This window comes from Dechloromonas sp. TW-R-39-2 (genome assembly GCF_016864195.1).
Classification (GTDB): domain Bacteria; phylum Pseudomonadota; class Gammaproteobacteria; order Burkholderiales; family Rhodocyclaceae; genus Azonexus.
The window spans coordinates 3309899-3323886 of sequence record NZ_CP045202.1; the positions used below are offsets into that span (position 1 = coordinate 3309899).

Below are 13988 nucleotides of genomic sequence, written 5' to 3' on the forward strand. Positions count from 1 at the left end.
TCAGGGGGTCATCCCGGAGCAACGGCCTGCTTCGCTGTTGCTTCGCACTTTTCGAGTAAATCTGAAAGCTGGACCAGTGCAGCCTTCCGTTGCTCAAAATAATCGTGAACGTTGTATACCGCCTCGATGCCCTTGGGTTTATGGTTCAAGCACATCTCAGCGATGTAAGGCTCAACGCCTAGTGCAGCCAAATGGGTGCGCGCCGTTCTGCGCAGATCGTGCACGGTGAAGGACTCCAAACTGCTATGAAGCATATACAACGCATGGTTGAGTGTTGTCTCTCCCATATAACGGGTGGTTTTGCCTGGCGCGAGCCGCAGAACCGGGAACACATATTCGTTGTAACTTCGTTTTTTCTGCTCTCGAAGAGTCTGGACTACCCAAGGAGACAGGGGAATTCTGATTGCCGCCTCAGTTTTTGTTCGCTCCTTTGGCAAATGCCATTCGCCGCTTTCTAGGTCGAACTCATCCCAGGTGGCCTTCAGCAATTCCATTTTTCTCACACCCAGAGCAAGCAGCAATTTCAACGCGGCAGCAGAGTAAGGGGGGAAGTTTGGTGTGGCTTCCATCCCCTTGAAAAACTCTACAATTTCGTCGCAAGAAAGCACTCTGCTTCGAGGGCCGACTTTCCCTCCAATATCTGTCCAGTTGAACGGTGCTGCGGGATTTGATGTAATCAAATGTCGCTTCATCGCAAAGTCGAACAGCCGCTTGGTTAACTGAAGCACCTTCGCTGCCGTTCGGAAAATCCCTCTCTCTGAAAGCGGTCGCAGCAAACGATCCACATCGGCTGGCTTTACTTCGGTGACCAACTTGCTACCGATAATGGGGAGAATGTGCAGTTCAAAAACGCCGCTGACCTGCTTAGGTGATTTGCGCAGCCCTTCAATTTGACGAATGTAAAACTCGTCGTACAGGGCTTTTACCGTTCCGTAAGCTGCAAGACGTTCTGCCAGAACTGCAGCCTCCTTGCGATCCTGCTTTTCTTGAGCAACATCGACGCCTCGAAAAATGGCAACACGCTTTTCAGATGCCAACTCGCGGGCCTTGGTCAAAGTGATATCAGGATAGCGCCCCAAGGTGATTTCTTTCCGGGAGCCAGCAATTCGATACCGCAACACCCACGCAGCCGTTCCCGTGCTCGACAAGGTGAAAGTTAGGCCATCTCCATCCGCTTTTGCCAGCGGCTTTCCGGCCTTAATCCAATTGCGCAATGCAATGTCAGTAAGCTTACCCATGCTCCAGCTACCCAAAATTATTCTAGCCACCCATTCTACCGGGTAGCCATGAAAAAACTACCCATCTAGCTACCCAAAAAAAGATGAATACTTGTGCGGCAATATGCGGCAATATGAGGCGATGAAAAAACGAAAAAGCCCGCAAATACGGGCTTTTTATGGTTACAGTGATTTCTCTTGATTCTCAGCGAGATGCTATCAAAGAGTTTTGAACAGCACCTTGGAGCGCCGCTGATAGTTGTACATGTCGCGCTTCTTGGCGGGCAGGTCGTCGACCGTACCCAGCTTGAAGCCGCGCTCGACGAACCAATGCTCGGTTCGCGTGGTCAGGACAAGCAGGCGTTTGACCCCGAGGCGCTTGGCGCGTTTCTCGATGCGCGTCATCAACTGTTCGCCGTAGCCCCACTCGCGGTGATCGGGATTGACGGCCAGACAGGCAAGCTCGGCCTCTTCCTCGGAATGGCGGTAGAGCGCGGCGCACCCCACGATGATGCCGTCGTGCAGCATGATCGAGAAATGTTCGATTTCGCGCTCCAGCAGCTCACGCGGCCGATGCACGAGAATGCCTTCCTCTTCCATCGGTTCGATCAGGGCGATCAATGCTGCAATGTCGTCCGGCTTGGCTTCGCGGATATTTTCCAGCGATTCGCGGGTAATCACCGTGCCGACACCATCGTGCGTAAACAATTCTCGCAGCAGGGCGCCATCCTGCTCGTAGCTGATCAGGTGCACCCGGCCGACACCGGTGCGTGTCGCCCGTACCGAGCAGGGCAGATAGCGGCGGATATCGGGCGACAACCAGTCGCCCCCTTTGAGCATTTCGGCAACCTCGTCCGCCGTCATCGCATCCAGCATTTCACCGGTCTGATCGGTCACCCCCAGGCTATCGGTCAGATAGACCAGCTTGTCGGCGCGAATGGCCACGGCGACAGCCTCGGCCGCCTCTTCCATCTGCAGGTTGAAGATCTCACCGGTCGGCGACGGGCCTTCGCAATTGAGCAGCACGATGTTGCCCAAGCCAAGCTGGGCATTGATTCCTTCGGCATCAACCTTGCGCACCTTGCCGGCATACTGCATGTCGATGCCGTCGAGCACGCCGATCGGCTGGCCGGTAATGAAATTGCCGCCGATGACGCGAATCCGGCTGTTGGCCATCGGGGTATTCGGCAAGCCCTGCGACAGCATCGCCTCGATTTCGAGATAAACGCTGCCGACAGCATCCAGCACGCAATCCAGCGCCTGCGCATCGGTGACCCGATAACCGCGGTGGTAGATCGATTCGAGATTCTTCTCTCGCAACTCTTCCTCGATCTGCGGTCGCGCACCGTGCACCAGCACCAGTCGAATGCCCAGGCTGACCAGCAGATTGACGTCGTAAGCCAGCGTTTTGGCAAACTCGCTTTCGACCGCCTTGCCACCGAAGGCAATGACGAAAGTCTTGCCGCGAAAGGCATTGATGTAAGGCGTGACCGCCCGAAACCAGGAGACGAAGTTCTCGTCGTAAGGGGTATCGCTCATCGTTTACTGTGACTTCCCGTTGTCTTTCAGCGCTGCTTCGAGGCGCTCGCAAATGGTTTTCAGGACTTTCACCCGGGCAAAATTCTTGTCATTGGCTTCGACCAGTGTCCATGGCGCCTGGCCGGTCGAGGTACGGTCGACCATGTCGCAGACGGCAGAAACGTATTCATCCCATTTCTCGCGATTGCGCCAGTCTTCGTCGGTGATCTTGAAACGCTTGAACTCGGTGTCCTGGCGCTCCTTGAAGCGACGCAACTGCTCATCGGCGCTGATCTGCAGCCAGAACTTGATGACTACGGCCCCGGCATCGACCATCTGGTGCTCGAAATCGTTGATCTCGGCATAGGCGCGCAGCCAGTCGGCCTCGGCGCAGAAGCCCTCGACCCGCTCGACGAGCACCCGGCCATACCAGGAACGGTCGAAAATCGCCGCCCGGCCGGTACGCGGCAAATGACGCCAGAAGCGCCAGAGATAGGGCTGGGCACGCTCTTCCTCGGTCGGTGCGGCAATCGGAATGATCTGGTACTGGCGGGCATCCATCGAAGCACCGACCCGACGAATGCTGCCACCCTTGCCCGCGGCATCGGATCCTTCAAAGACCAGGACCAGCGAACGCTTGCCAACGAAGCGCGGATCGCGCACCAGCTCGGAAAGACGCGCCTGGTACTTGGCCAGGTCGCGCTCGTAATCCTTCTTGGCCAGCTTTTGTGTCAAGTCGAGTTCGCTGAGCACATTTTTCTGGTCAATGGTGTGCACGATCGGCGGCGCCACCGGAACCATGCGCCGTCCCTCTTGCTGCAAGCGTTGCTTGATGGCATCGAGCACGATATGGCCCACCGTCAGGGAACGGTATTCGTCGTCGGTCCCTTCGACGATGATCCACGGCGCATGCGCCGTGTTGCTGACGCGCAGCACATGGCCGGCAACTTCCTGCAGCTTGCTATAGGTTTTCAGGCGGTCATAGCTTTCCTGGGTGACGCGCCAAGCCGTACGTGGATCTTTTTCCAGAGCTTTGAGGCGCTGTTTCTGGCCATCTTTCGAAAGATGGAACCAGAACTTGAGGACCAGCGCCCCTTCATTGACCAGCATGGCCTCGAAACGGTTGATATCGTCGAGGCGTTCATCCATCTCGGAACGGCGCATCTCGCCGTTGATCCGGTCGGTGATCGGCTGCGAATACCATGAACCGGCAAAGATGCCGACCTTGCCCTTGGGCGGCAGCGCACGCCAGTAGCGCCACATGGTCGGACGCGAGGATTCCTCGTCGCTCGGCGCAGAAAAAGCCAGCGTACTGATGTGACGCGGATCCATCCACGAATACAGCAGGTTGATCGTTTCGCCCTTGCCGCTGCCGTCGACCCCGGAAATCAGGATGACGACCGGAAATTCTTTCTTCTGAAGCATGTCGTACTGCACATCGAGCAAGGCGGCGCGCAACTTCGGCACCTCCTTCTTGAAAGTTTCCTTGTCGATCTTGTGACCCAGCTCAGCTGATTCGAACATGTTTCAATCCCCCCTGAAATCGCCCCACAAAGCCTGCATCGCAGCCAATGCCGCCAATGCAGCCGTTTCCGTACGCAATACGCGCGGCCCAAGCCGGACGGCCTGAAAGCCGGCCTGCTGTGCCGCCTTGATTTCCTGCGGATCTAGCCCCCCTTCGGCCCCGATCAGCATTTGCACCTGACGGGCTGGCGGCAAATCGGCCAGCGCGAACTCGGCATCCGGCGCCAGGATCAGACGCAACCCCTCGTTCGGCGCACGAGCCAGCCACGGTTCCAGCTTATCCAGCGGAGCCACCTGCGGAACACGATTGCGGCCGCATTGCTCGCAAGCCGACTCGGCAACCCCCTGCCAATGCGCCACGCGCTTTTCTGCACGTTCGCCACTCAGCCGGATCACGCTGCGCCGGCTATCAACCGGCACGATCCCGGCCACGCCCAGCTCAACGGCTTTCTGGATCGTGAAATCCATCTTGTCACCGGACTGCACGGCCTGAATCAGCGTCACGGCCAAGGCAGATTCGCACTCGATGTCCTGCCATGCGCCCAATGAGGCTGCGACGCGATTTTTTTCCACCTGTTCGATCCGCGCCTCGTACTGCCCGCCCAGCCCGTCGAACAAGACAATCGACGCACCTGGCTGCAGACGCAAAACCCTCACCGCATGGCGCGCCACGGGTTCGGGCAAATTGATCAGCGCCCCCGCAGAGAGCGCTTCCGGACAGTAAAAACGGGGCAGATTCATCGGTGCTATTATGCGGCGAAACAGGCTTGCAAAGGGACTTTCATGGCTGCTCTCAACCCGCCGGTATGTGATTTCGGTCTGCCGGCCATCGATTTTGCGCTGCCCGACATCTCCGGCCAATACCGCACACTGGCAGATTGCCGGGGAGAAAACGGGCTGCTGGTCATGTTCATTTGCAACCACTGCCCCTACGTCAAAGCGATCATCGAACGGCTGATCAGGGACTGCAAGGAACTGGCGACGCATGGCATCGGCAGCGTCGCAATCATGAGCAACGACATCGAGGCCTACCCGGAGGATGCCCCGGAGCGGATGCAGGCCTGGGCGACCGAACTGGCCTTCCCCTTCCCGTATCTGTTCGACAGCCAGCAGAGCGTTGCCCGCGCCTACGGCGCCGTCTGCACACCAGACTTTTTCGGCTATAACGCCCGCCTTGAACTGCAGTACCGCGGTCGACTCGATGCCTCAGGCAAAAATGCTGCGCCGCCGGAGTCGCGCCGTGAACTGTTTGAAGCAATGCGCCAGATCGCCCGCGAAGGAAAAGGGCCGATCGAGCAAACAGCCTCGATCGGTTGCTCCATCAAATGGCGGACCGGATAAGCCTCCGCAAGACAAGAAATATGTCTTAATGCATGGTTGTCCCCACAGGCTTGGGCTATGATTTATCGAATTTAACTGCATAGTCGCTTCGTGGACCCGAACCCGCTTCTCTCGCCGATTGCTGCCGAAGCCAAGCGCAAGCACGCCTACCTCCAGGCGGTCATGTCGAACATGCCGCAGGGGATCAGTGTTTTCGATGAAAGTTTGCGTCTGCGCGTCTGGAATCAAGGGTTTCTCGACGTCCTGAATCTTCCGGCCGAATCGGTGTACGACGGTGTCCCGTTTGCCGACCTGATCCGCATTCCTGCCACACGCGGCGAATACGGCCCGGGCGACATCGAGGCACACGTTCAGCGCATCACCGCCCTGGCGCTGCAATTCGAAGCGCATCGCTTCGAACGCACCCGCCCCAGCGGACGCACCCATCTGGTCCAGGGCGAACCGTTGTTCATCGACCAGCAGTTGGCAGGGTTCATCACGACCTACACCGACATTACGGAGCGCAAGCAGGCTGAAGAAAAACTGCGCATGCAGCATGACCTGCTGAAAACCGTGATCGACAGCATTCCAAGTGCCGTCAGCCTGTTCAGCAAGGAACAGACACTGGCACTGTATAACAGTGAGTTTGCCCGCCTGCTCGAGCTTCCGGCCAGCCTGCTGCAACAGGAACAGGTCACGCTTGAGTCGCTGTTCCGATTCAATGCCGAACGCGGTGAATATGGGCCTGGCGATGTTGAAGCGATTGTCCGGGCGCTGCTGAGCCGGGCAAAAACATCGGAGCCCCATCAGTTCGAAAGAACCCGCCCGAACGGCAAGACGCTCGACATTCGCGGCGTTCCGCTGAGCGATGGCAGCTTTGTCACCATCTACACCGACATTTCGGAGCGCCGGGCCAGCGCCGAGCGCGAACAGCTCGCCGAAAAGGTATTCACCCACAACCCTGCCGGCATCATCTTTACCGATGAAGCGCACCGCATTCTCTCGATCAATCCGGCCACCACGCTGATGACCGGTTACGAACCCTTCGAATTGCTTGGGCATACGGTTTTTGGCGTGATCAATCTTGACCGCGATGAAACCCCGGAGAGCTTCCAGGACAAGGTTGCACAACGGGGCGCCTGGAACGGAGAGCTCGAAGTCACGCAAAAGAGCGGCGTCGATTTTTCGGCCGGTATTCGTGTCAGCCGGGTGGACGACCCGCACAGCGGCTTGCCGGCCCACTACATCTGGATTCTGGCCGACATCACCGAACGCAAGCAGGCCGAAGAGCGCATGCGGCACATCGCCCAGCATGACGCGCTGACCGGTCTGCCCAACCGACTGGCGCTGCTCATGCGCCTCGGCCAGTTGTTGCCGGAAGCCAGGCGGCACCAATGGAAGATCGCGATCATGTTTCTCGATCTCGACCGTTTCAAGATCATCAACGACACGCTTGGCCACCAGGTCGGCGACGAGTTGTTGCGCGAAGTTGCCTGTCGCCTTTCGTCGGTCATCCGGGAAACCGATTTCGTCGCCCGACTGGGTGGCGACGAGTTTGTCGTCATTCTGCCGGGCATCAATTCACCGGCCGATGCGGCGTTGGTCTCGGCCAAGATCATTGGCGCACTCTCGACCTCGATCGAGGCAGAAGGCCATGAACTGCACACCAGCCCGTCGATTGGCATCAGCATCTTCCCGGACGACGGCCCGGATGGCGACACCATCCTGAAGCATGCCGACACGGCGATGTATCACGCCAAAGCCAGCGGCAGAAACAATTACCAGTTCTACGCGGCCGAGATGAACAAGGCGAGCGCCGAGCGTCTCGACATCGAACGCAAGCTGCGCCACGCCATCAGCCGCAACGAGCTTTCCCTGTGCTTCCAGCCGCAAATGAAAGCCGACGGATCATACCCGACCGGCGTCGAGGCGCTGGTCCGCTGGCACCATCCGACCGATGGCATGATCTCGCCAGTACGCTTCATTCCGGTCGCCGAAGAGACCGGCATCATTGTCGAGATCGGCGAATGGGTGCTGATCAACGCTTGCCGCACCTTGAAGCACTGGATCGACGCCGGCCTGAAACCGTTGCGTATCGCGGTCAACGTCTCGGCCCGGCAACTTCGCCGGCGTGATTTCTGCGAAACCGTCGCCGGCGCACTGGTCGACTCCGGCCTCCCGGCCGAACTGCTCGAACTGGAAATCACCGAAAGCTCGGTGATGGAAAACCCGGAAGAAGCCATCCAGATTCTTGAACGCCTCGGTCGCATGGGCGTTACCCTGGCAATCGACGATTTCGGGACAGGCTATTCGTCACTGGCTTACCTCAAGCTGTTCCCGATCGACCACCTGAAGATCGACCGCTCCTTCGTGCGCGACATCGAGCACGACCTGAACGACCGGGCCATTGCTTTCGGCACCATCGCACTGGCCCACTCGCTCGGCCTGAACGTCATCGCCGAAGGCGTCGAAACCGAAGACCAGCTCGAATTGCTGCGCGCCAACGGCTGCGACGAAGTGCAAGGCTACTTCTTCAGCAAACCGCTCAACAGCGCTGCAGCCTTCGCCTTTCTGCACGCCCGGGCCGGCAAAGAGTAAAATCCCGCCTTTCGTCATTGACGCAGGGAGTCAACATGGGACAGCGCACGCTGGCACGCTACCTCACCGAGGAACAACGCAACAAAGGCATCATCACCGGCGATCTGAAATTCCTGATCGAAATCGTTTCGCGTGCCTGCCAGGCCATTTCAATTGCCATCGGCAAAGGCGGCCTCGGCGGCGTACTCGGTGAAGCCGGCAGCGACAACGTTCAGGGCGAGGCCCAGAAAAAACTCGATGTGCTGTCCAACGATATCCTGCTCGACGCCAACGAGTGGGGCGGCCACCTCGCCGCCATGGCCTCCGAGGAAATGGATCTGCCGCACCTTGTGCCGAACCGCTATCCGCAGGGCGAATACCTGCTGATGTTCGATCCGCTCGACGGCTCATCGAACATCGACGTCAATGTTTCTATCGGCACCATCTTCTCGGTCCTGAAATGCCCTGAAGGCGCTGATCTCAGCACCCCAGAAGCGGCTGAAAAAGCCTTCCTGCAGGCGGGTACGGAGCAGGTTGCCGCCGGTTATGCCGTCTATGGCCCGACCACTTTGCTCGTTTTGACCGTGGGCGATGGCGTGGCCGTGTTCACGCTTGACCGCGAACAAGGCAGTTTCATCCTGACCCAGGAAAATGTGCAGATTCCGGCCGACACCAAGGAATTCGCCATCAACATGTCGAACCAGCGTTTCTGGGAAGCACCGGTCCAGCGTTACGTCGCCGAAATGCAGGCCGGCAAAACCGGACCGCTCGGCAAGGACTACAACATGCGTTGGGTCGCTTCGATGGTGGCTGATGTGCATCGCATCATGACGCGCGGCGGCATCTTCATGTACCCGATGGACAGCAAGATGCAGGACAAGGGCGGCAAACTGCGCCTGATGTACGAAGCCAATCCAATGGCCATGCTGGTCGAGCAGGCCGGCGGCGCCGCCACAACCGGTCGCCAGCGCATTCTCGACATCGTGCCGAATCAGTTGCACCAGCGCGTACCGGTCATTTTGGGCTCGAAAAACGAGGTCGACCGCGTCACTGGCTATCACGCCAATTAACTTCGTCCGGCAATAAAAAAAGGGGCCAACCGGCCCCTTTTTTACTTTCTGGAAAACGCCGTGCTTAGCGATAGCCGCCTTCATTGGCGTTATGAATGATCCAGGTCAGGTAATGACCGCTGCCGAAACCAGCCTGGTTGGAAAAAATCAAACGGCCCTGGCCTTTGAAAACCATTTCCCAGCGCGTCTTGTCGCTACCGAAATAAAACGGAATGAACGCCTTGCCGGTGACGTAGGCCCCCTGATCGGTCGGCTGTCCGACAATATCGGTCGCCTGTTGCTGCGACATGCCGATTTTCAGTTTGGTGAAACGGCTGTTGGCAGCCGGCACGCCGCTGACTTCACCCTGCCAGTCGTTCAAACCTTTAACCATCGTGCCCTGACCGGCTTCAGCCTTGGTCGAGTCGGTCACCGGCTTGTTCTTGGACAAATCGTAATTACCCGACGCCGCTTGCGGCGGAGCCGCTTCGACAGGAGCCGCGGCTGGCGCTGCTGCACTCCCGGCCGGAACGCAATCAGCCGGCGCATCGGCCACCTTCGCCTTGGTCTTGCTGGTTTTGCTCTTGGCCTTGCTCTTGGAGCTGTCGGCCTTGCAGACCGGCTTGCTTTCAACCGGCTTGGCAGCTGGTTCCGGGGCTTTTTCGGCTGCTTTTGCAGAAGCCGCATCGGACTCCGGCTTGCTCTGATTCGAACCGCAGGCCGAAAGCGCGGCGACCAGCAGCGACGCAAGCAGCAGCGAAGATACGGACGGGGATTTTCCGGAGGAGTTTTTCATGGGCAGGCTCTCTGAAATGCAATGTTCGGGCAAATCAGCCCGTGGAGCACGCAGTATATCGGGATAAGGAGCCGACGGCATCAGGACGCCTGTGTGGCTTGCCGAGAACAAAACGCCTACCCAAAAAAAGGGTTTTCCCCGATAATTTAGCCTTTTCAGCAGGCTGGATTTCCGGATCATGAGCGTCGTTAACGCCCCAAAGTTTTCTCCCCTGACCGGCGCAATCCGCGCCTTGGCCATGGATGCCGTCCAACAGGCCAACTCCGGGCACCCCGGTGCCCCGATGGGTATGGCGGAAATCGCCGAAGTGCTGTGGCGCCGTCACATGCGCCACAATCCGGCCAATCCGCAGTGGCCTGACCGCGACCGCTTTGTCCTTTCCAACGGCCACGGTTCGATGCTGATCTACGCATTGCTTCACCTGACCGGCTACGACCTGTCGGTCGACGACCTCAAGAACTTCCGCCAGTTGCACGCCCGCACCCCGGGCCACCCGGAATACGGTTACACCGCTGGCGTTGAAACCACCACCGGCCCGCTCGGCCAGGGCATCACCAACGCCGTCGGCTTCGCGCTGGCCGAAAAGGTGCTGGCCGCCGAGTTCAACAAACCCGGTCACGAAATCGTCAATCACCACACCTACGCCTTCCTCGGCGACGGCTGCCTGATGGAAGGCGTTTCGCACGAAGCCTGTTCGCTGGCCGGCACGCTCGGTCTCGGCAAGCTGATCGCCTTCTGGGACGATAACGGCATTTCGATCGACGGCCACGTCGAAGGCTGGTTCACCGACAACACCCCGGCGCGTTTCGAATCCTACGGCTGGCACGTGATTCCTGCGGTCGACGGCCACAATGCCGATGAAATCGAAAAAGCCCTGCTCGCTGCCAAGGCGGTGACCGACAAGCCCAGCCTGATCTGCTGCAAGACGACCATCGGCATGGGTTCGCCGAACAAGCAAGGTTCGCACGACTGCCACGGTGCACCGCTCGGTAAGGACGAAATCGCCGCTGCCCGCGAATACATCGGCTGGAACCATCCGCCGTTCGAAATCCCGGCCGACGTCTATGCCGCCTGGAACCGCAAGCCGGCCGGCGCCGCTTTCGAAGAAAACTGGGGCAACCGCTTCAAGGCTTACCAGGCCGCCTTCCCGGCCGAAGCCGCCGAATTCGAACGTCGCGTCATGCAGCGCGAACTGCCGGCCTCCTGGGAAGCCACCAAGGCCGCCTATATTGCAACCTGCCGCGAGAAGGCCGAGAACATCGCCACCCGCAAGGCCTCGCAGAACGCCATCGCCGCGCTGGTCCCGGCCGTGCCGGAAATCTTCGGCGGTTCGGCCGACCTGGCCGGCTCCAACCTGACCTTCGTCAAGGGCAGCAAGGGCGTCACCCGCACCGAAGGCGGCAATTACTGCTACTACGGCGTGCGCGAATTCGCCATGACCGCGATCGCCAACGGCCTCGCCCTGCACGGCGGCCTGATCCCCTACACCGCGACCTTCCTGGTCTTCTCCGACTACGCCCGCAACGCCATTCGCATGGCCGCGCTGATGAAACAACGCCAGATCATGGTCTATACCCATGACTCCATCGGCCTCGGCGAAGACGGCCCGACCCACCAGCCGGTCGAGCACATCCCGTCGATGCGCATCATTCCGAACCTCGACGTCTGGCGCCCGGCCGATGCGACCGAAACGGCCATCGCCTGGACTGCTGCGGTCGACCGTGCCGACGGCCCGAGTTTGCTCGCCCTGTCGCGCCAGAACCTGCCGACCGTGACGCAGAAGATTGCCGATGCCGACATCCGCAAGGGCGGCTACGTGCTGTCCGACATGGCCGACGCCAAGGCGGTGCTGATCGCCACCGGTTCCGAAGTCAAGCTGGCGCTCGACGCCCAGGCCGCACTGGCCGCCGAAGGCGTTGCCACCCGCGTCGTTTCGATGCCTTGCACCAATGCCTTCGACCGTCAGGACAAGGCTTACCGCATGTCCGTCCTCGGTGCTCACATGCCGCGCGTCGCCATCGAAGCGGCCCACCCGGACTTCTGGCACAAATATGTCGGCTTGCATGGCGCCGTGATCGGCATCAACCGTTTCGGCGAATCCGCCCCGGCCGGCCAACTGTTCGAGATGTTCGGTTTCACCGTCGCCAACGTCGTCAGCACGACCAAGGCGCTGCTGTCCTGATTACTGATTAATTACAGAGGAGAAGCTTCAATGGCTATCAAGGTTGCAATCAACGGTTTTGGTCGTATCGGTCGCTGCACACTGCGCGCGATCTATGAGCAGGGTCTGCAGAACGAATTCGACGTCGTCGCCATCAACGCCTCCGGCGACCTGGCGACCAACTCGCACCTGCTGAAGTACGACACGACGCATGGCCGTTTCCGCACCCCGGTCGAAACCGATGGCGAGAACTGCATCATCATCGACGGCAAGCGCATTGCTTTCTACAACACCAAGAACCCGAAGGACATCAACTGGGCCGACCACGGCGTTGATCTGCTTCTGGAATGCACCGGCGCCTACACCACCAAGGCCAAGGCCCAGGCCCTGCTCGAGCAAGGCGCCAAGCGCGTGCTGATTTCCGCTCCGGGCGGCGATGACGTCGACACCACCATCGTCGTCGGTGTTAACGAAGGCGCGCTGAAGGCCGACATGACTGTCGTCTCCAACGCTTCCTGCACGACCAACTGCCTGGCCCCGGTCGCCAAGATCCTGTCTGACGCCATCGGCATCAAGCAGGGCCTGATGACCACCATCCACGCTTACACCAACGACCAGGTCACCGTCGACGTCCGTCACAAGGACCTGCGCCGCGCCCGTGCCGCTGCCGCCAACATCATCCCGACCAAAACCGGTGCCGCCAAGGCCGTCGGTCTGGTGCTGCCGCAACTGGTCGGCAAGGTCGATGGCTTCGCGCTGCGCGTCCCGACCATCAATGTCTCGCTGGTCGACCTGACCTTCACCGCCGACCGCGCCACCACCAAGGAAGAAATCAACGCCTTGATGACCGCCGCCGCGAATGGTCCGCTCAAGGGCATCATGGATGTGAACAACGAGCCGCTCGTTTCCTCCGACTTCAACCACACCACCGTCTCTTCCACCTTCGACGCAACGCAGACCCGCGTCATCAAGGGCGAAGACGGTTCCGTGCTGGTCAAGGTTCTGGCCTGGTACGACAACGAGTGGGGTTACTCCTGCCGCATGCTCGACGCCGCCCGCGCCTGGATGGCCGCCAAGTAAGACGAGGCGCCAGCCCAAACAAAAACCGCCGGTTTCCCCGGCGGTTTTTTTATGTCGCTCCGACAAACAGCCGGACCGGAATCAGGCGGCCTTGGCCATATCCAGAGGCAAGCCCGAAGGCGACAAGATGCTGAGAATCCCGCTCGCCATGTTGGCCCCCGACAGCGCACCAGCCTGGTCGCCGGCCTCCGGCTTGATCAATTGTGCCGAGGCCGATTCATCATCAGGCGCCGCCTTGCGCCCCAGCAATTTCTCGCGAACGCGCTCATTGATCGTCGCCTCCATCGCCATACGCTTGTCCGGCGGCATGGCATCAAGATCGGCTTCGGTCAGCCCAAGTTCCTTCAACACCGCATCACGTATGTGCTCCGCCGGAGTTTTTTTCATGTAGTCGTTCAGTTCGGCCACTACGGCCTTGTAGGCCGCCTGAATCGCTTCTTCCTTTTCACGCTGAATCTGGCTCGCCGACTTTTCAACCTTGGCGGCTTTCGCCTTGTCCGTGGTGCTCACCACTTTCTTGAATACATCGGCAAAGGTTTCGGCGCTTGATCGTTCGGCCGTACGAACGGAGCTTGCCGACAGACTGCCGGAAGACAGGTCGCTGGTAATTTGCATGATTCCATCCTCAAAAGATACAACGACATCAAGCAAATAATGCACCAGCATAAATCGAAGTTTTTACGGCACGAAATTGCCTCTCCGCCGCACCTCGCTCTTCCGCGACGGCAGAAGTTGCCGGTCGACAC

At 59.4% G+C, this 13988-nt stretch carries 11 protein-coding genes; 5 read left to right on the forward strand and 6 right to left on the reverse strand.

The window, feature by feature from the left end; all coding sequences use genetic code 11:
• Positions 1-8: 8 nt before the first annotated feature.
• The 4 genes from GBK02_RS16100 to GBK02_RS16115 all read right to left on the reverse strand — a co-directional run bounded on the left by GBK02_RS16100 (position 9) and on the right by GBK02_RS16115 (position 5000).
• Positions 9-1238: a site-specific integrase gene (locus GBK02_RS16100; RefSeq protein WP_203467606.1), complete on the reverse strand. Its 1230-nt coding sequence runs from the start codon at positions 1236-1238 to the stop codon at positions 9-11.
• Between the two features lie 198 nt (positions 1239-1436).
• The gene (gene argA / locus GBK02_RS16105) at positions 1437-2756 is read right to left on the reverse strand and encodes an amino-acid N-acetyltransferase (protein WP_203467607.1); all 1320 of its coding nucleotides are present in this window, start codon (positions 2754-2756) and stop codon (positions 1437-1439) included.
• Between the two features lie 3 nt (positions 2757-2759).
• The gene (gene pap / locus GBK02_RS16110) at positions 2760-4259 is read right to left on the reverse strand and encodes a polyphosphate:AMP phosphotransferase (RefSeq protein ID WP_203467608.1); all 1500 of its coding nucleotides are present in this window, start codon (positions 4257-4259) and stop codon (positions 2760-2762) included.
• Positions 4260-4262: 3 nt separating this feature from the next.
• Positions 4263-5000 (reverse strand): 16S rRNA (uracil(1498)-N(3))-methyltransferase, encoded by a 738-nt coding sequence (locus GBK02_RS16115; protein WP_203467609.1) that lies wholly within the window; start codon positions 4998-5000, stop codon positions 4263-4265.
• 42 nt (positions 5001-5042) lie between these two features.
• Between GBK02_RS16115 and GBK02_RS16120 the strand changes: the two genes are divergently transcribed.
• The 3 genes from GBK02_RS16120 to GBK02_RS16130 all read left to right on the forward strand — a co-directional run bounded on the left by GBK02_RS16120 (position 5043) and on the right by GBK02_RS16130 (position 9226).
• On the forward strand, positions 5043-5600 hold the full coding sequence (locus tag GBK02_RS16120; protein WP_203467610.1) for a thioredoxin family protein: 558 nt from the start codon (positions 5043-5045) through the stop codon (positions 5598-5600).
• Positions 5601-5690: 90 nt separating this feature from the next.
• Positions 5691-8177: an EAL domain-containing protein gene (locus tag GBK02_RS16125; protein ID WP_239003084.1), complete on the forward strand. Its 2487-nt coding sequence runs from the start codon at positions 5691-5693 to the stop codon at positions 8175-8177.
• A 35-nt stretch (positions 8178-8212) separates the two neighbouring features.
• Entirely contained in the window at positions 8213-9226 is a 1014-nt protein-coding gene (locus tag GBK02_RS16130; RefSeq protein ID WP_203467611.1) for a class 1 fructose-bisphosphatase, read from the forward strand.
• Positions 9227-9290: 64 nt separating this feature from the next.
• Here GBK02_RS16130 and GBK02_RS16960 read toward each other — a convergent pair whose 3' ends face one another.
• Positions 9291-10241: a hypothetical protein gene (locus GBK02_RS16960; RefSeq protein ID WP_239003085.1), complete on the reverse strand. Its 951-nt coding sequence runs from the start codon at positions 10239-10241 to the stop codon at positions 9291-9293.
• Here GBK02_RS16960 and tkt point away from each other — a divergent pair.
• Entirely contained in the window at positions 10180-12183 is a 2004-nt protein-coding gene (tkt, locus tag GBK02_RS16140; protein ID WP_203467612.1) for a transketolase, read from the forward strand. The genes GBK02_RS16960 and tkt overlap by 62 nt on opposite strands.
• A gap of 30 nt (positions 12184-12213) precedes the next feature.
• The gene (gene gap / locus GBK02_RS16145) at positions 12214-13242 is read left to right on the forward strand and encodes a type I glyceraldehyde-3-phosphate dehydrogenase (protein WP_203467613.1); all 1029 of its coding nucleotides are present in this window, start codon (positions 12214-12216) and stop codon (positions 13240-13242) included.
• Positions 13243-13323: 81 nt separating this feature from the next.
• On the opposite strand, the gene GBK02_RS16150 is transcribed toward gap, so the two are convergent.
• Positions 13324-13857: a hypothetical protein gene (locus GBK02_RS16150; protein WP_203467614.1), complete on the reverse strand. Its 534-nt coding sequence runs from the start codon at positions 13855-13857 to the stop codon at positions 13324-13326.
• Positions 13858-13988 lie beyond the last annotated feature (131 nt).